At 70.1% G+C, this 17,305-nt stretch carries 15 protein-coding genes; 13 read left to right on the top strand and 2 right to left on the bottom strand.

What is annotated here, in order from left to right; genetic code table 11:
• The first annotated feature begins 19 nt into the window (after positions 1 to 19).
• Positions 20 to 2,260, top strand: a complete 2,241-nt coding sequence (locus tag H7K45_RS17310; protein ID WP_263997128.1) for a molybdopterin-dependent oxidoreductase — start codon at positions 20 to 22, stop codon at positions 2,258 to 2,260.
• Between the two features lie 13 nt (positions 2,261 to 2,273).
• Here H7K45_RS17310 and H7K45_RS17305 read toward each other — a convergent pair whose 3' ends face one another.
• Together H7K45_RS17305 and H7K45_RS17300 are read right to left on the bottom strand one after the other, a co-directional pair.
• Positions 2,274 to 2,999 (bottom strand): SIMPL domain-containing protein, encoded by a 726-nt coding sequence (locus H7K45_RS17305; protein WP_263997126.1) that lies wholly within the window; start codon positions 2,997 to 2,999, stop codon positions 2,274 to 2,276.
• Between the two features lie 21 nt (positions 3,000 to 3,020).
• Positions 3,021 to 3,980, bottom strand: coding sequence for an alpha/beta fold hydrolase (locus tag H7K45_RS17300; RefSeq protein ID WP_263997124.1), 960 nt, complete (start codon positions 3,978 to 3,980; stop codon positions 3,021 to 3,023).
• A 136-nt stretch (positions 3,981 to 4,116) separates the two neighbouring features.
• Here H7K45_RS17300 and ftsH point away from each other — a divergent pair, with 136 nt between their 5' ends.
• The 12 genes from ftsH (at position 4,117) to H7K45_RS17240 (ending at position 17,304) form a co-directional block, all read left to right on the top strand.
• Complete coding sequence (gene ftsH / locus H7K45_RS17295) at positions 4,117 to 6,516, top strand: ATP-dependent zinc metalloprotease FtsH (RefSeq protein ID WP_263997123.1); 2,400 nt, start codon at positions 4,117 to 4,119, stop codon at positions 6,514 to 6,516.
• A 17-nt stretch (positions 6,517 to 6,533) separates the two neighbouring features.
• Complete coding sequence (gene folE / locus H7K45_RS17290; RefSeq protein ID WP_263997122.1) at positions 6,534 to 7,142, top strand: GTP cyclohydrolase I FolE; 609 nt, start codon at positions 6,534 to 6,536, stop codon at positions 7,140 to 7,142.
• 20 nt (positions 7,143 to 7,162) lie between these two features.
• Complete coding sequence (gene folP, locus H7K45_RS17285; protein ID WP_276070230.1) at positions 7,163 to 7,990, top strand: dihydropteroate synthase; 828 nt, start codon at positions 7,163 to 7,165, stop codon at positions 7,988 to 7,990.
• Positions 7,983 to 8,369 carry a dihydroneopterin aldolase gene (gene folB, locus H7K45_RS17280; protein WP_263997120.1) on the top strand — a complete coding sequence of 129 codons (387 nt, stop codon included), beginning with the start codon at positions 7,983 to 7,985 and terminating at the stop codon, positions 8,367 to 8,369. Before folP ends, folB begins: the two co-directional genes overlap by 8 nt.
• The gene (gene folK / locus H7K45_RS17275) at positions 8,366 to 8,887 is read left to right on the top strand and encodes a 2-amino-4-hydroxy-6-hydroxymethyldihydropteridine diphosphokinase (protein ID WP_263997119.1); all 522 of its coding nucleotides are present in this window, start codon (positions 8,366 to 8,368) and stop codon (positions 8,885 to 8,887) included. The genes folB and folK overlap by 4 nt, the downstream gene beginning before the upstream one ends.
• A complete protein-coding gene (locus H7K45_RS17270) occupies positions 8,887 to 9,363 on the top strand; it encodes a DUF3180 domain-containing protein (protein WP_263997118.1) in 477 nt (158 codons plus the stop codon). The genes folK and H7K45_RS17270 overlap by 1 nt, the downstream gene beginning before the upstream one ends.
• A gap of 77 nt (positions 9,364 to 9,440) precedes the next feature.
• The gene (locus H7K45_RS17265; protein WP_263997117.1) at positions 9,441 to 10,802 is read left to right on the top strand and encodes a DUF6779 domain-containing protein; all 1,362 of its coding nucleotides are present in this window, start codon (positions 9,441 to 9,443) and stop codon (positions 10,800 to 10,802) included.
• Positions 10,803 to 10,847: 45 nt separating this feature from the next.
• A complete protein-coding gene (locus H7K45_RS17260) occupies positions 10,848 to 11,783 on the top strand; it encodes a Rossmann-like and DUF2520 domain-containing protein (RefSeq protein ID WP_263997116.1) in 936 nt (311 codons plus the stop codon).
• Complete coding sequence (panC, locus tag H7K45_RS17255) at positions 11,780 to 12,724, top strand: pantoate--beta-alanine ligase (RefSeq protein ID WP_263997114.1); 945 nt, start codon at positions 11,780 to 11,782, stop codon at positions 12,722 to 12,724. The genes H7K45_RS17260 and panC overlap by 4 nt, the downstream gene beginning before the upstream one ends.
• A 4-nt stretch (positions 12,725 to 12,728) precedes the next feature.
• On the top strand, positions 12,729 to 13,544 hold the full coding sequence (locus tag H7K45_RS17250) for a type III pantothenate kinase (RefSeq protein ID WP_263997112.1): 816 nt from the start codon (positions 12,729 to 12,731) through the stop codon (positions 13,542 to 13,544).
• A gap of 118 nt (positions 13,545 to 13,662) precedes the next feature.
• On the top strand, positions 13,663 to 16,122 hold the full coding sequence (locus tag H7K45_RS17245) for a GcvT family protein (RefSeq protein WP_263997524.1): 2,460 nt from the start codon (positions 13,663 to 13,665) through the stop codon (positions 16,120 to 16,122).
• A gap of 21 nt (positions 16,123 to 16,143) precedes the next feature.
• Positions 16,144 to 17,304, top strand: a complete 1,161-nt coding sequence (locus tag H7K45_RS17240) for an aromatic ring-hydroxylating oxygenase subunit alpha (protein WP_263997111.1) — start codon at positions 16,144 to 16,146, stop codon at positions 17,302 to 17,304.
• The last annotated feature ends 1 nt before the right edge of the window (position 17,305 follow it).

Genomic DNA, 17,305 nt, shown 5'->3' with positions numbered 1-17,305 from the left:
CGCAGCGCACAATGCAGGAATGGTCGACACCCGCACCGCGCTGAGGATCTGCCCGTTCTGCGAAGCCACCTGTGGTCTGACCCTGGAGGTCGACGACCTCGCCGCCACGATCGTCGGCGCGCGCGGCGACCGCGAGGACGTGTTCAGTGCGGGTTACATCTGCCCCAAGGGTGCGAGCTTCGGTGAACTCGACGGCGACCCCGATCGCCTGACCACGCCGCTGGTGCGCCGCGACGGCGAACTGGTCGAGGTCGGCTGGGACGAGGCCTTCGCCGCGGCCGCAGCCGGGCTGGGCGCCGTGCTGGCCGAGCACGGCGGCTCCTCGGTCGCGGTCTACGCAGGCAACCCGAACGCCCACACCATCGCCGGCTCCCTCTACGTGCCGCTGATCATCCGTGGCCTCGGGACGCGGCAGGTGTACTCGGCCAGCACGCTGGACCAGATGCCCAAGCACGTCGCACTGGGGTTGTTGTTCGGCAACCCGATGGCGTTCACGGTGCCCGACCTCGACCGCGCCGAGCACCTCGTCGTCATCGGCGCCAACCCGCTGGTGTCCAACGGCAGCATCGCCACCGCCGCGGACTTCGGCGGCAAGCTCAGGGCACTCAAGAAGCGCGGCGGTCGCCTGACGGTGATCGACCCGGCTCGTACGCGCACCGCCGAGCTGGCCGACCGCCACGTCTCACCGCGCCCGGGCACCGACGCCGCGCTGCTGTTCGCGATGGTGCACACGCTCTTCGACGAGGATCTCGTCGACCTCGGGCAGCTGGGTGACTTGGTCGACGGCGTCGACGAAGTGCAGGCGCTGGCAAGGGAATTCGCGCCCGAGCACGTCGCCGAGCACTGCGGCGTCGCGGCCGAGGAGATTCGCGCGGTCGCCAGGGAGATCGCCGAGGCCCCGGTCGCGGCGGTCTACGGCCGGATCGGCACCTCCACGGTGGAGTTCGGCACGATCGGCAGCTGGCTGGTCGACGTGCTCAACGTGCTGACCGGCAACCTGGACCGGCCCGGCGGGGTGATGTTCCCCCAGTCGCCGGTCGGTGCCGCCCCTCGACCGCCGCGACCCGGCCGCGGCTTCCTGGTTGGCCGGTGGCACAGCCGGGTCTCCGGGTTCCCCGAGGTGCTCTCCGAGCTGCCCGTGACGGCGCTGTCGGAGGAGCTGGAGACCCCGGGCGAGGGTCAGGTCAAGGCCGTGATCACCGTCGCGGGCAACCCGGTGCTGTCGGCTCCCGACGGAGCCCGGCTGAGCCGCGCGCTCGACGGCGTGGACTTCATGCTCAGCGTCGACCCCTACCTCAACGAGACCACGCGGCACGCCGACGTGATCCTGCCGCCCCCACCGCCGTCACGCAGCGCCCACTACGACATCGCGCTGGCCAACGCCGCGGTGCGCAACAACGCCCGCTACTCGCCGCCGGTGCTGCCGCTCGACGACGGCCAACCCGACGAGCCGGAGATCCTCTCCCGGTTGGCGCTGACGATCGCCGGGCTCGGACCGGACGCCGACCCGTCGCTGGTCGACGACCAGGTGATCGCGGCGACGCTGGGCAAGGAAGTCGCCGACCCGCACTCCCCGGTCGCGGGCCGCTCGGTCGAGGAACTGACGGCGATGCTGCCTGCCGGGCCGGGTTACGAACGGCGCCTGGACATGATGTTGCGGCTCGGCCCCTTCGGCGACGGATTCGGCGCCACCCCCGACGGGCTGACGCTGCAGGCGCTGAAGGACGCCCCGCACGGCGTCGACCTGGGCCCGCTGAGCCCGCGCGTTCGGGAGGTGCTGCGCACCCCGTCGGGCAAGATCGAACTCGCCCCGGCGCTGGTGGTGGCCGACGCCGCCAGGCTGCGCGCGTCGGTGTCGGACGCAGTCGCCGCGAGCGGGTACGTGCTGATCGGTCGTCGGCACCTGCGCTCCAACAACAGCTGGATGCACAACCTGCCCGCGCTGGCCGGCGGCTCCAACCGGTGCACGCTGCACATCCATCCCGACGACGCCGACGATCTCGGGCTCGATACCGACGCCAGGATCAAGGGGCCCGGCGGTGAGCTGGTGGTCCCCGTCGAGGTGACCGACCGCATCCGGCGCGGCGTGGTGTCGCTGCCCCACGGCTGGGGTCACGACGTCGGTGGCACCGAGCTCACGGTGGCCGCGGAACGGCCGGGGGTGAACGTCAACCAGCTCAACGACGGACTGACCGTCGACCCGCTCTCGGGCACCGCGGTGCTCAGCGGCATTCCCGTGCAGATCGCCGCGGTGACCTAAGCGGCCAACGTGGTCAGCCCAGCTCCCAGACCACGGTGACGGCGAAGCCGACGGTCTGCTGCCCGGGTGACAGCGGCGCGGCGGCCGCCACGTCGTAGCGCACCGGCGACGGCGGCGGGGGAGTCACGCCGCCGGTCTCGGAGATGGACAGCACCTTGCCGAGGTCCAGACCCGAGAGCTGGGCGTACTGCTGAGCCCGGTTCTTGGCGTCGTCGAAGGCCCGGCCGCGCGCATCCTTGACCAGCTGGGAGTCGTCCTCGATCGAGTACGTCACCGAGTTGATGCGGGTGGCGTCACCGCCGGTGGTGGTGATGACGCCAAGAACCTGCGGCCCGTTCTCGATCTTGCGGACCTTGACGTCGATCGAATTGCTGGACTGGTAGCCGACGATCGTGGTGTTGTCGGCGCCGCCGTACTGGGGCTGCAGCGTCACCGTCGTGGTGCTGATGTCCTTGCGGTCGACGCCTTGAGCGGCGATGGCGTCGGTGACGGCGTTGGCCCGGCTGCTGGTCTGGTTGGAGGCGCTGATCGCATCCGGTGCCGTCGCCGCGATCGAGAGGCTGATGACCAGGGTGTCGGGCGTGCCGTCGACCTTGCCCTCGCCGATCACGGTGACCTGCCGCGGCGCCGCCGTCCCCGGCACCGCCGACGGAGCAGGGGTGGAGTCGCAGCCCACCACGGCGACCGCGGTCACCGCCGCACCGGCGAGGAGGAGCAGGCGAGTCAGCGGCTTCGGCATGGCACGCACCCTACCGCCGACTCAGACGGTTGCCAGGAACTCCAGCAGCGCGGCGTTGACCTCGTCAGGACGTTCCTGCTGCAGCCAATGACCTGCCCCGTCGACCATTACCTCGCGGTATGGTCCCGACACCACCTCGCCCACGCGATCGCGCGGTGTCATCGCGAGCGCGGGGTCCGCGGTACCGCCGACGAACAGCGTCGGCACGGCGATCGTGGGGGACGGAGTCGAGGCGGTCAGCTCCCAATTTCGATCGAAGTTGCGGTACCAGTTCAGCGCTCCGCTGAATCCCGTCCTGGTGAACTCGGCGACGTAGTGGTCGAACTCGGCGGGCGTGATCCAGTCCGGCAGGCCGTCGGGTTCGGGCAGGCGTTCGATGAAACCCGCCGGACCGGGCGTGGCCATCGTGACGAAGACGTTCTCCGTGCCGCGCGACGTCATGCCACCCATCAACCTGCGCATGGTGCGGGCCGGGTCGGCGGCGAGTTCGACGTCGGCTGGCCCCGGCTCCTGGAAGTACAGGATGTAGAAGAAGTTCTCGCCGAACGCGGCGCGCCAGGCCTGCGTCGGGGGGACCTGGGGCCGGGGGGCCGGCGGCACGCTGAGCGTCACGCACGCCGAGACCCGATCCGGGTGCAGCAGGGGAAGATTGGTCGCCACCACCGACCCCCAGTCGTGTCCGACGACGACCGCCGTCTCGGCGCCGACGTCGTCGAGCAACCCCACGACGTCGCCGGTCAGCTCGACGACGTCGTAGTCGGAGACTTCCGACGGCGCCGACGATCCGCCGTAGCCGCGTTGATCGGGGGCCAGCACGTGGTATCCCGCCGCGGCCAGCGCCGGGATTTGGTGACGCCACGAGAAGGCCAGCTCGGGGAACCCGTGCGCCAGCACGACGACGGGCGCTCCGCGGTCACCTGCCTCAGCCACCTGCAACGTCGCGCCGTTGGTCCGTACGAGGCGTCGAGTCGTGGAGAACATCGGTTGAGCCAAGCACGAGACGTCGGGAACCTTCGATCGTTGGTCAAGCGGTAGCCTGAACGAACCCAACCTGTGCTTATCGGAAGGACGCGGCCCGCGCGACTCAGCCCACGAGTCCGCTGACCTAAGACATCGAATGAACCGTAAGAACGTCATCCGCACCCTGACCGTCATAGCGGTCGTCCTGCTGCTGGGTTGGTCCTTCTACTACTTCAGTGACGACACCCGTGGTTACACGCCGGTCGACACCTCGGTGGCGGTCAGCCAAATCAACGGCGACAACGTCAATTCTGCGCAGATCGACGACCGCGAACAGCAGGTTCGCCTCGATCTGAAGAGCGGCAACGGCGACACCGAGGGCAAGGACAAGATCATCACGAAGTACCCCACGGGGTACGGGGTGGACCTGTTCAACGCGCTGACGGCCAAGAACGTCAAGACCAACACGATGGTCAACCAGGGCAGCATCCTCGGCTCACTGCTCATCTATCTGCTGCCCCTGCTGCTTCTCGTGGGCCTGTTCGTGATGTTCTCCCGCATGCAGGGTGGCGGCGGCCGGATGGGCTTCGGCTTTGGCAAGTCCAAGGCCAAGCAGCTCAGCAAGGATCTGCCCAAGACCACCTTCGCCGACGTCGCAGGCGTCGACGAGGCCGTCGAGGAGCTCTACGAGATCAAGGACTTCCTGCAGAATCCCACGCGGTATCAGGCGCTTGGCGCCAAGATCCCCAAGGGCGTACTGCTCTACGGTCCGCCGGGAACCGGCAAGACGCTGCTGGCCCGCGCGGTCGCCGGTGAGGCCGGGGTGCCGTTCTTCACGATCTCCGGTTCGGACTTCGTCGAGATGTTCGTCGGCGTCGGTGCCTCGCGCGTTCGCGACATGTTCGAGCAGGCCAAGCAGAACAGCCCGTGCATCATCTTCGTCGACGAGATCGACGCCGTCGGTCGTCAGCGTGGCGCCGGCCTCGGCGGCGGTCACGACGAACGCGAGCAGACGCTCAACCAGTTGCTGGTCGAGATGGACGGTTTCGGCGAGCGCCAGGGCGTCATCCTCATCGCCGCGACCAACCGTCCCGACATCCTGGACCCGGCCCTGCTGCGGCCCGGCCGCTTCGATCGGCAGATCCCGGTGTCCAATCCCGACATCGCGGGCCGACGCGCGGTGCTGCGGGTGCACTCGCAGGGCAAGCCGATCGCCGAGGACGCCGATCTCGACGGGCTGGCCAAGCGCACGGTCGGCATGTCCGGCGCCGACCTGGCCAACGTCATCAACGAGGCCGCCCTGCTGACCGCACGCGAGAACGGCACCGTCATCGCCGCCGCCGCGCTGGAGGAAGCGGTCGACCGCGTCGTCGGCGGTCCGCGCCGCAAGGGCCGCATCATCAGTGAGCACGAGAAGAAGATCACCGCCTATCACGAGGGTGGTCACACGCTGGCGGCCTGGGCGATGCCCGACATCGAGCCGATCTACAAGGTCACGATCCTGGCCCGCGGCCGCACCGGCGGCCACGCCGTCGCCGTGCCCGAGGACGACAAGGGTCTGATGACTCGTTCGGAGATGATCGCCCGCCTGGTGTTCGCGATGGGCGGCCGCGCCGCCGAGGAGCTGATCTTCCGCGAGCCCACCACCGGCGCCTCGTCGGACATCGAGCAGGCCACCAAGATCGCCCGCGCGATGGTCACCGAATACGGCATGAGCTCCAAGCTCGGCGCCGTGCGCTACGGCAGTGAACACGGCGACCCGTTCCTTGGTCGGTCGATGGGCACACAGGCCGACTACAGCCACGAAGTGGCCCAGATCATCGACGACGAGGTGCGCAAGCTGATCGAGGCCGCGCACACCGAGGCGTGGGAGATCCTGACCGAGTACCGCGACGTCCTCGACGTGCTGGCCGGTGAACTCCTGGAGAAGGAGACGCTGCACCGCGCCGAGCTGAGCGCCATCTTCGCCGACGTGAAGAAGCGGCCCCGCTTGACCATGTTCGACGACTTCGGTGGCCGCGTGCCGTCGGAGAAGCCTCCGATCAAGACCCCGGGCGAGCTGGCCATCGAACGCGGCGAACCGTGGCCGCCGCCGATGAAGGAGCCTGCCTTCAAGGCGGCGATTGCCGCGGCCAGCCGCGCGGCCGACGCCCAGAACGGGAACGCCCAGAACGGCAACAACGGGAACGGCAACAACGGGAACGGCAACAACGGGAACGGATCGCACGCCGGCCAAAACGGAGGCCAGAACGGTTCGTCGGGTCCCGGCCAGAACGGCGGTTCGACGCAGCCCAACTACGGTGCGCCCGCCAACTGGCATGCACCGGGATGGCCGCCGCAGGGACCTGGCCAGTACCCGCCGCCACCTCCGCCGCCTGCCTGGGGACCGCCGCCGAATCAGGGTGGCTACCAGCAGCCGTATCCGCAGCCCTATCCTCCCTACCAGCCGTATCCCCCGCCAGGGGCGCCCGCGCCACGCGGTGGCGGCCCGGCGCCGCATCAGCAGGGCGACGCCGACGACACCGACGGCGGCCCCGCGAAGCCCTCGGCGAGCTGACCCGAAACGGAGCGTCCATGACCGCTGTCACGTCCACGCCGGCTGCCTTCGTCCCGGCGACGTTCGACCAGGAACGCGCCGAGAATGCCGTCCGGGAGTTGCTCTACGCGGTCGGGGAGGATCCCACCCGGCACGGCCTGGTCGACACGCCGGCGCGCGTCGCACGTGCCTACCGGGAGATGTTCGGCGGTCTCTACTCCGACCCGGATGCCGTGCTGAACACCACGTTCGACGAGCAGCACGACGAGCTGGTGCTGGTCAAGGACATCCCGATGTACTCGACCTGCGAACACCACCTGGTGTCCTTCCACGGCGTCGCGCACGTCGGCTACATCCCAGGCGTCGACGGTCGGGTGACGGGCTTGTCCAAGCTCGCCAGGGTCGTCGACCTGTACGCCAAGCGTCCCCAGGTTCAGGAGCGACTGACCGGCCAGGTCGCCGACGCGCTGATGCGCAAGCTCGACCCCCGCGGCGTCATCGTCGTGATCGAGGCCGAGCACCTATGCATGGCGATGCGAGGCATCCGCAAGCCAGGTGCCTCGACCACCACCTCGGCGGTGCGCGGGCAGTTCAAGACGGACGGCGCGCTGCGGTCCGAGGCGCTGGATCTCATCCTTCGCAAGTGACGGCCACACGGGTAAAGGTGATGGGCGTCGTCAACGTCACCGACGACTCCTTCTCCGACGGCGGTCGCTACCTCGACCGTGACCGCGCCGTCGAGCATGGGCTGGCGCTGGCCGCCGCGGGCGCGGCCATCGTCGACGTCGGCGGAGAGTCCACCCGACCGGGAGCCACGCGGGTCGATCCCGACGTCGAGACTGCCAGGGTCGTCCCGGTCGTCGCCGCGCTCAGCGACCAGGGTGTCACCGTCAGCATCGACACCATGCACGCGGCCGTGGCCCGAGCGGCGCTGGAGAACGGCGCCTCGATCGTCAACGACGTCTCCGGCGGCCGGGCCGATCCCGACATGGCCCCGCTGGTCGCCGAGGCCGGGGTGCCCTGGATCCTGATGCATTGGCGCGCAGTGGATCCGGCCCGCCCGCACGACGTCCCGCCCTACGGCGACGTGGTCGCCGAGGTGCGCGGGGAGTTGATGGCGGCCGTCGACGCCGCGATCGCCGCCGGCGTGGAACCGGGCAAGCTGGTGATCGATCCCGGGCTGGGCTTCGCCAAGTCCGCCGAGCACAACTGGACGTTGTTGGCGGCTCTGCCGGAATTCGTCGACGTCGGCCTGCCCGTGCTCGTCGGCGCGTCCAGGAAGCGCTTCCTCGGCGCCCTGCTCGCCGACGACGACGGCGAACTGCGCCCGCCCGCCGGTAGGGAGACCGCGACCGCGGTGATCTCGGCGTTGGCGATGATGCACGGCGCGTGGGGCGTTCGCGTGCACGACGTGGGCGCGACGGTCGACGCGCTCAAGGTCGTCGAGGCCTGGGAGACGGCCCCCACCTGGGAGGGTGAATCGGGTCGTGGCTGACCGAATCGAGTTGCGCGGCTTGACCGTTCGCGGTCACCACGGTGTGTTCGACCATGAGCGTCGCGACGGGCAGGACTTCGTCGTGGACCTCACCGTGTGGGTCGACCTCGCCGCCGCCGCGGCGAGCGACGACCTTGCCGACACCCTCGACTACGGCGCGCTGGCCCAATTGGCCGCCGACGTCGTCGCCGGGCCGCCCCGCAATCTGATCGAGACGGTGGCCGCGGAGATCGCCGACGCGGTGATGGCCGACGAACGCCTACACGCCGTCGAAGTCGTGGTGCACAAACCCGACGCACCCATCCCGCTGACCTTCTCCGACGTGGCGGTCGTCGCGCGGCGGTCACGACGGGCTGGTCGGGCCGGTTCGGCGCCGTGACCCGCGTCGTCCTGTCCGTCGGCTCCAACGTCGGTGACCGGCTCGCCCGTCTGCAATCGGTGGTCGACGGTCTCGGTCCTGCCGTGCGCGCCGTGTCGCCGGTGTACGAGACCGACGCGTGGGGCGGCGTCGAGCAGGGGCCGTTCCTCAACGCCGTCCTCATCGCGTCCGATCCCGCGCTGGATTGTCGTGCGTGGCTCCACCGCGGGCAGGAGTTGGAGCGGGCCGCCGACCGCACGCGCGAGGTGCACTGGGGTCCTCGGACGCTCGACGTCGACCTGATCACCTGCCATCACGACGACGGCGGCCGCGAGGTGACCAGCGCCGACGAGGAGCTGACCCTGCCGCATCCCTACGCCCATCGCCGGGCCTTCGTCCTGACCCCGTGGCTGGCCGCCGACCCCGCGGCGACGCTGACCGTGAGCGGGACGGTGCGGCCGGTGGGCGAATGGCTCTCCGACCTGGATCCCGCCGAGCGCGACGGTGTCCGGCCGGTCGCCGACGCCCTGGTGCGCTGATGGGCCCCACCCGTAAACGGGACCTGACGATCGCGGTCGTGGTCCTGACGCTGCTCGGGTACGTGGTGACGTCGCGGACGTTCGGGTCCTTCCCGCCGATCACCGTGCTGACCGGGGTGTCGTTGCTGGTGCTGGCCGCCGCGGTCGCGGGCTGGGCGTTCTACGTCCGGGGCAAGATCGGCGACGGCAAGATCGGCGTGGGTCCGGGTCGGTTGCACCCGTTGGCCGTGGCGCGCGGGGTGATGATCGCGAAGGCCTCGGCCTGGGTGGGGGCGCTCGCCCTGGGATGGTGGTTGGGCGTCAGCGCCCTCTTCCTTCCCAAGCGCAGCGTCCTGCGAGTCGCCGCCGAAGGTTCCACGGGTGCGGTGGTGGCCGCCGTCAGTGCGCTGGCACTGGTGGTCGCGGCCCTCTGGCTGGAGCATTGCTGCAAGTCACCGGATGAGCCGTCCGAGGACGCCGACGGTGTGCCAGGTTAGCTCGCGTGAGCATCTGACCAGGAGAATCGCCGGAGCGGTCGGTACGCGATGAGGTCCGTCGCAGGTACAGTCGCCCCATGACCGAACCGACTCGTGGGGTCCGCGCGCGACGCGGAAACCGCCGGCCGGGCTCGTTGCTGCTGACGGCTTTGCTGGTGCTCGCCATCGTGTCGAGTTCGGCGCTGGTGTTCACCGACAAGGTCGCCCTGCTCAAGCTTGCCGTGATCGTCGCGCTGTGGGCCGCGGTGGTCGGCGCGTTCGTGTCGTTCATCTATCGGCGCCAGGCCGACCTCGACCAGGCCAAGTCCCGCGACCTGAAACTGGTCTACGACCTCCAACTCGACCGGGAGATCTCGGCTCGGCGCGAATACGAGCTGTCCGTCGAGGCCCAGTTGCGTCGGGAACTGGCCTCGGAGTTGCAGGCGCATACCTCCGACGAGGTGGCCAGCCTGCGCGCCGAACTCGCGGCGCTGCGCGCGAATCTCGAGATCATCTTCGACACCGACCTGCAAAGCCGGCCGGCGCTGGAGAACGAACGCACCACCGTGCACCGGTTTGGGGACTGGGACGCCGCGCCGCCGGCGACGCCGGACCGCGACGACCGTGGGTTCGGCCCCGGCCGCGTCATCAGCAGCCGCATCGACACCGAGGAGGACGACCAGCCCGCCGACGTCGGTGCGTCCTACGACAGCGACCCCAACACCGAGGAAAGCCCCATCATCGACGTGCCCGCGGAGCCGCAGCCCGACGGCGACGAGTGGGCCCCGCCCGACGCCGGCGGCGCTCACCGACGGGCCTCCGAGCAGCGCCGCGCCGACGCCGGCTGGCGCCCGCCACCGCCGGCCGACGAGCCCCAGCCCGAGACGCGATTGCCCTGGATGCCCGTCGAACCGCCACCGCCACCACCGCGCGAGCCCGCCAACGCGGGCTGGCGTCCCGCTCCCGCACAGGGGCAGTTCATCCCCGCGGGCGTGCCGGGCAGCAACTGGGCCTCACCGGTGACCGGTGACGACGTCACCGTGTCCCAGCCGCCCGAGACGGTGACACCGCCGCCGCCCGCGCAGACACCCCCGCCCCCGCAGACACCCCCGCCCGCGCAGACGCCGCCGCCCCCTCCGATGATGACGCCGCCCCCGACCGAAGCGCCCAGGCCCGGGCGGCACTACACGGTCGAGACGGCTGCGGAGTCGGCCCGCCGCGCCCGCCACGCCGCCGCGGCGGAGGATGCCGACCAGAATCGGCGCACCCCACCGACGTTGGCCCCGGCGGCCCCGCCACCGCCCGAGGCTCCGGACGCGCCGGCGCCCCGGCACCGTGGCAACGACGACGCCGAGGAACCCGTCGGTCAGCACATCGGCGGTCAGCCGGTATCGGAGTTGATGGCCCGTTTACAGGCCAACAGCACCGGAGGCGGCCGTCGCAGGCGCCGCGAGGAGTGAGTTAGTCTCGACGCTCACAACCACTAGCCTGTGAGGTCGTCTGCGATGGTGCAGCCCGACGGACTGCGTCCGGCCCGGCTCACGGTGGGCGTCATCTCCGCCGGCCGGGTGGGAACCGCCCTCGGCGTTGCCCTGGAACGGGCCGAACACGTCGTCGTCGCCTGCAGTGCCATCTCCCGCGCGTCGCGGCTGCGGGCCGAGCGTCGGCTCCCCGACACTCAGGTGCTGCCCGTCCAGGACGTCGCCGCCCAGGCCGAACTGCTGATCCTGGCCATCCCCGACGTCGAGCTGGCGGGGGTGGTCGCCGGGCTGGCGGCCACCGGATCGGTGCGACCGGGCACCATCGTCGTGCACACCTCCGGCGCCAACGGCATCGGCGTGCTGGCCCCCCTGAACGAATTCGGGTGCATCCCGCTGGCCATCCACCCGGCGATGACGTTCACCGGATCCGACGAGGACCTGGCGCGACTCTCGGGGGCGTGCTTCGGCATCACCGCAGCCGACGAGGTCGGCTACGCAGTGGCCCAGTCGCTGGTCCTGGAGATCGGCGGCGAACCCTTCGGCGTGCCCGAGGAGGCCAGGGCGCTGTATCACGCGGCGCTGGCCCACGGCGGCAATCACGTCATCACCGTGGTGCTCGACGCCGTGGAGGCGTTGCGTGCGGCACTGCGGGGCCAGGAACTGCTCGGGCAGGAAGCGGTTGGCGACGCTCCCGGTGGCATCGCCGAGCGGGTGCTGGCGCCACTGGCACGCGCGTCGCTGGAGAACGCGCTGCAGCGCGGTCAATCCGCGCTCACCGGACCGGTGGCCCGCGGTGACGCCGCCACGGTCACCGCCCACCTGCAAGCCCTGCGTGACGTGAATCCCGAACTCGCCGAGGCATATCGGTCGAACTCGCGGCGGACGGCCCAGCGCGCGCACGCCCCGGCCGACGTGTTCGCCGCCCTGGCCGGCCCGCCGAACGAAGGAGGTCGCCCGTGAGCGCCAAGAGACCGCCCAAGTTCACCGCCGGTGAGCTCAACGTCTACGCCAGGGTCGACGACGTCGCGGGGGTGACCCGCGCGCTGCGGACCACGGGCCGCCGCGTCGTGCTGGTGCCCACGATGGGGGCGCTGCACGAGGGCCATCTCGCCCTGGTGCGGACGGCCAAGCGCGTACCCGGCGCGGTCGTCGTCGTGTCGATCTTCGTCAACCCGCTGCAGTTCGCAGCGGGCGAGGATCTCGACGCGTATCCGCGCACCGTCGACGACGACGTCGCGCTGCTGCGCGCCGAGGGCGTCGAGATCGTCTTCGCGCCCGGCGTCGCCGACGTGTACCCCCATGGCCAGCGGACGACGGTCCACCCCGGGCCTCTGGGCGCCGAGCTCGAAGGTGCCTCTCGGCCAACGCACTTCGCGGGGATGCTCACCGTGGTGCTCAAGCTGCTGCAGATCGTCCGGCCGGATCGGGCGTTCTTCGGCGAGAAGGACTATCAGCAGCTGGTGCTGATCCGGCAGATGGCCGACGACTTCGACCTCGGGGTGAAGATCGTCGGAGTGCCCATCGTGCGGGAGGCCGACGGCTTGGCGATGTCCTCGCGCAACCGCTACCTCGACGACGTGGAGCGCGAGCAGGCAGGCGCGCTGTCGGCGGCGCTGCTGGCCGGGATGTACGCCGCCTCACGCGGCGCGGAGGGAGCGCTCGACGCCGCACGCGCCGTGCTCGACGAGGTGCCCGCGTTGCAGGTCGACTACCTCGAGCTCAGGGATCCGTGGCTGGGCCCGGCGCCGGCCGAGGGCGCTGCGCGCATGCTGGTCGCGGCGCGGCTCGGTCGCACGCGTCTGCTCGACAACATCGCGGTCGACGTCGGTGCGTCGGCGGGGGTCGACGGGCACCCGCGGGTCGAGTCGGGCCAGAACCGCGAACTGCCGTGGAGGAACTAGCACCGTGTTGCTCGCGATCGACGTCCGCAACACCCACACCGTCGTCGGCCTGATCTCCGGCTCGGGCGACCACGCGAAGGTCGTGCAGCACTGGCGAATTCGCACGGAGGCCGAGGTCACGGCCGACGAGTTGGCGCTGACGATCGACGGTCTGATCGGCGACGACGCCGAGCGGCTGACGGGCGCGACCGGCCTGTCGACGGTGCCGTCGGTGCTTCACGAGATCCGGGTGATGCTCGACCAGTACTGGTCGTCGGTGCCGCACGTGCTGATCGAGCCGGGCGTGCGAACGGGCGTGCCACTGTTGGTCGACAACCCCAAGGAAGTCGGTGCCGACCGCATCGTCAACTGCCTCGCCGCCTACCAGAAGTACGCGCGCGCGGCGATCGTGGTCGACTTCGGGTCGTCGATCTGCGTGGACGTGGTGTCGGCCAAGGGCGAGTTCCTCGGCGGGGCGATCGCGCCGGGCATCCAGGTGTCCTCGGATGCGGCGGCTGCCCGGTCGGCGGCGCTGCGGCGCGTCGAGCTGACCCGTCCCCGGTCGGTGATCGGCAAGAACACCGTGGAGTGCATGCAGTCCGGCGCCGTGTTCGGCTTCGCGGGCCTGGTCGACGGTCTGGTCAACCGCATCCGCCACGACGTCGACGGGTTCGCCGGTGACGACGTCGCGGTGGTGGCCACCGGGCACACCGCCCCGCTGTTGCTGCCCGATTTGCACACCGTGGCGCAGTACGACCAGCACCTCACCCTCGACGGTCTGCGCCTGGTGTTCGAGCGCAACCAGAACGACGGCCGGGGCAAGCTGCGCAACGCCCGCTAGACCCGACTCCCCGTTTCGGACTCGCCGCTCCACTCCTGTTGACGAGTGACGCCCACCGGAGAATCATGTGTTGCGCATCGCAGTTTCGTTGCGCACCGTGCAACAGTCGGAGGAAGTCTTGGCAGCCCCCAAGGTCGTCGTCATCGGTGCGGGAATCGTCGGAGGTTCACTCGCCGACGAACTCACCGCTCGCGGTTGGACCGACGTCACCGTCGTCGACCGAGGTCCCCTGTTCGCCACCGGCGGCTCGACCTCGCACGCCCCGGGCCTGGTGTTCCAGACCAACCCGTCGAAGACCATGTCGGAGTTCGCGAAGTACACCGTCGCCAAGTTCGGCGCCCTCGAACACCCGGGCGGGTGGGCCTTCAATCCGACCGGTGGCCTCGAGGTGGCCTCGACCCCGCAGCGCTGGGAAGACCTGCACCGCAAGGCCGGGTGGGCGCAGTCCTGGGGCATCCCCGGCGAGCTGCTGACCGCGGCGCAGTGCGCGCAGATGCACCCCCTGCTGGACGCCGACCGCATCCTCGGCGGGTTCCACACGCCGACCGACGGCCTGGTCAAGGCGGTCCGGGCCGTTGAAGCGCAGGCGAGCGCGGCGACCGCTCGCGGCGCGACGTTCCGGCCCAACACCGAGGTGCTCGGGATCGTCGACGACGGTCGCAAGGTGACCGGCGTGCGCACCGCCGACGGCGTCATCCCCGCCGACGTCGTGGTGTGCTGCGCCGGATTCTGGGGGGCCCAGCTGGCCAAGCAGGTCGGGCTCGTCGTGCCGTTGGTCCCCATGGCGCACCAGTACGCGATGACCGGTCGCATCGAGCCGCTCGTCGGGCGCAACACCGACGCCGCCGAGGCCGGGCTGCCCATCCTGCGGCACCAGGATCAGGACCTCTACTTCCGCGAGCACGTCGACCGGATCGGCATCGGCTACTACGGACACGACCCGATGCCCATAGACTTGTCCACGCTGGACGCCGACACCGCCGACGAGCAGATGCCGTCGATGATGCCCTTCACCGAAGAGGACTTCACCCCGGCGTGGCGGGAGTCGACCAAACTGCTTCCCGTCCTTGGTGATTCGAAGGTCGAACAGGGTTTCAACGGGATCTTCTCGTTCACCCCCGACGGCTTCTCCATCATGGGGGAGCACCGCGAGCTCAGCGGCTTCTGGGTCGCCGAGGCCGTCTGGGTGACGCATTCGGCGGGTGTCGCCAAGGCCACCGCGGAGTGGATCGTCGACGGCACGCCGTCGACCGACGTGCACGAGTGCGATCTCTACCGCTTCGAGGACGTCGCCACGACCGACGAGTTCATCATGACGACCAGCTCGCAAGCGTTCGTCGAGGTCTACGACATCATCCATCCGCACCAATTCCGCGAGGCGCTGCGCGGACTGCGGACCAGCCCGTTCTACTCGCGCCAACGCGAGCTCGGCGCGTTCTTCTTCGAGGGCGGCGGCTGGGAACGGCCCGCCTGGTACGAGGCCAACGCCAATCTGGCCCTGCGCCTTCGCGACGAGGGTGTGGCGTTCCCCGAGCGCGACGAGTGGTCGGCGCAGTTCTGGTCGCCGATCTCCATCGCCGAGGCCCACTGGACCCGCCACCACGTCGCGATGTACGACATGACGCCGCTGACCCGCTACGAGGTCGCCGGCCGCGGCGCGGTGGACCTGCTGCAGCGGCTCACCACCAACAACGTCGACAAGAGCGTCGGCTCGGTGACCTACACGCTCATGCTCGACGAGACCGGCGGCATCCGAAGCGATCTCACCGTCGCCCGGCTGGCCGCCGACCGCTTCCAGGTCGGCGCCAACGGTCCGACGGACTTCGACTGGATCACCCGCCACCTGCCCGACGACGGTTCGGTGACGGTCCGCGACATCACCGGCGGTACCTGCTGCGTCGGCCTGTGGGGTCCCGCCGCGCGCGACGTCGTGCAACCCCTCTGCGACGACGACCTGTCCCACGAGGGGTTCAAGTACTTCCGTGCGCTGACCACCCACCTCGGTGCCATCCCGGTGACCATGATGCGGGTGTCCTACGTCGGCGAATTGGGCTGGGAGATCTACGCCGACGCCGCCTACGGGGCCGCACTGTGGGCCCTACTGGAGGCTGCCGGGGCCGACCACGGCATCATCGCCGCGGGCCGGATCGCGTTCAACGGTTTGCGCATCGAGAAGGCCTATCGCTCCTGGGGCACCGACATGACGGCCGAGCACCACCCCGGTGCGGCCGGTCTGGACTTCGCGGTGCGGATGGCCAAGGACGACTTCGTCGGCAAGGCCGCGCTGGAGGCGGCGGCGCCCCCGGCGAAGGCGTTGCGCAGCATCGTCCTTCACGATCCGACGGCCATGGTGCTCGGCAAGGAGCCGGTGTTCCTGGGCGCCAGCCCGGAGTGCGCAGGTTACGTCACCAGTGCCGCTTACTCGGTGACGGTGGGTCGCTGCATCGCCTATGCGTGGCTTCCCGCGACGACCGCACCGGGTGACGTGGTGGCCGTCGACTATCGCGGCAGCAGGTATGGGGCGACGGTGCATGCCGAGCCGGTGGTGGACCCCGAGATGTCCCGGATTAGGCGCTGACGCGATGAGCAGAGGAAGACGATGACCACGACCGAAGGTTCGCCGGCACTGCTGGCCACCTTGCCCGGTGAGTTCTACACCAGCCCAACCATCTTCGCGGCCGAGCAGGACGAGATCTTCGAGAAGCTCTGGTTCTGCGCCGCCCGATCCGGTGACCTGGCCAACCCGGGCCAGTTCAAGAAGGTCCAGGTTGGCCGCGAGAGCGTGCTGGTGGTCCGCGGCAAGGACGGGGTGCTTCGCGCGTTCCTGAACGTCTGCCGTCACCGCGGTGCGGCGCTGTGCACCGAGCCCGAGGGGCAGGTCAAGCGCAGCCTGCAGTGCCCGTACCACGCCTGGACCTATGCGCTGGACGGCAAGCTGATCGCCGCGCCCAACCTGGCGTCGCTGAAGGACGCATCCGGCGAGGGCATCGACCGGTACGAGTACGGCCTGGTGGCGGTCGCGCTGCGGGAGTGGCTTGGCTACGCGTGGGTGTGCCTGGCCGACGACCCGCCGTCCTTCGACGACGACGTGATCGGCGAGGTGACCCGTCGACTCGGTGACCCGACGGCCGTCGACCACTACGACGTCGCGAGCTTGAGCGTCGGTCGCCGGGTGGTCTACGACGTGGCGGCCAACTGGAAGCTGATCGTCGAGAACTTCATGGAGTGCTACCACTGCGCGACGATCCACCCCGAGCTCACCGAGGTCCTTCCGGAGTTCGCGCAGGGCCTCGCGGCGCAGTACTACGTGGGTCACGGAGCCGAGTTCGGCTCGGGCATATCGGGTTTCACCATCGACGGCAGTGCCGGCTTCGAGACCCTGCCCGGTGTCACCGAGGATCAGGATCGGCGTTACTACGCCATCACGATCAAGCCAACGGTGTTCGTCAATCTGGTGCCCGATCACATCATCTTCCACCGGATGTATCCGCTCGCTCCCGACCGCACGATCGTCGAGTGCGACTGGCTCTACACCGCCGACGTGGTGGCCGAGGGGCGTGACGTCTCCCGCTCGGTCGAACTGTTCCACCGGGTCAACGAGCAGGACTTCGCGGCGTGCGAACGCACGCAGCCCGCGATGTCGTCGCGGGCGTACCGCAACGGTGGCGTACTCGTTCCTTCCGAACACCACATCGCGGAGTTCCACGAGTGGGTAGTGTCCCGAATCGGCGAGCACCCCCGCGCCGACGACCCGAGGTGAC

The organism is Mycobacterium yunnanensis (genome assembly GCF_025823185.1).
GTDB lineage: Bacteria > Actinomycetota > Actinomycetes > Mycobacteriales > Mycobacteriaceae > Mycobacterium > Mycobacterium yunnanensis.
This window is presented reverse-complemented; position numbering and strand designations above follow the sequence as displayed.

Excerpts from the sequence above, each read along its gene's own strand:
- H7K45_RS17310 (WP_263997128.1), top strand. The coding sequence starts at position 20 with ATGGTCGACACCCGCACCGCGCTGAGGATCTGCCCGTTCTGCGAAGCC.
- H7K45_RS17305 (WP_263997126.1), bottom strand. The coding sequence starts at position 2,999 with ATGCCGAAGCCGCTGACTCGCCTGCTCCTCCTCGCCGGTGCGGCGGTG.
- H7K45_RS17300 (WP_263997124.1), bottom strand. The coding sequence starts at position 3,980 with ATGTTCTCCACGACTCGACGCCTCGTACGGACCAACGGCGCGACGTTG.
- ftsH (WP_263997123.1), top strand. The coding sequence starts at position 4,117 with ATGAACCGTAAGAACGTCATCCGCACCCTGACCGTCATAGCGGTCGTC.
- folE (WP_263997122.1), top strand. The coding sequence starts at position 6,534 with ATGACCGCTGTCACGTCCACGCCGGCTGCCTTCGTCCCGGCGACGTTC.
- folP (WP_276070230.1), top strand. The coding sequence starts at position 7,163 with ATGGGCGTCGTCAACGTCACCGACGACTCCTTCTCCGACGGCGGTCGC.
- H7K45_RS17270 (WP_263997118.1), top strand. The coding sequence starts at position 8,887 with ATGGGCCCCACCCGTAAACGGGACCTGACGATCGCGGTCGTGGTCCTG.
- H7K45_RS17265 (WP_263997117.1), top strand. The coding sequence starts at position 9,441 with ATGACCGAACCGACTCGTGGGGTCCGCGCGCGACGCGGAAACCGCCGG.
- H7K45_RS17260 (WP_263997116.1), top strand. The coding sequence starts at position 10,848 with ATGGTGCAGCCCGACGGACTGCGTCCGGCCCGGCTCACGGTGGGCGTC.
- H7K45_RS17240 (WP_263997111.1), top strand. The coding sequence starts at position 16,144 with ATGACCACGACCGAAGGTTCGCCGGCACTGCTGGCCACCTTGCCCGGT.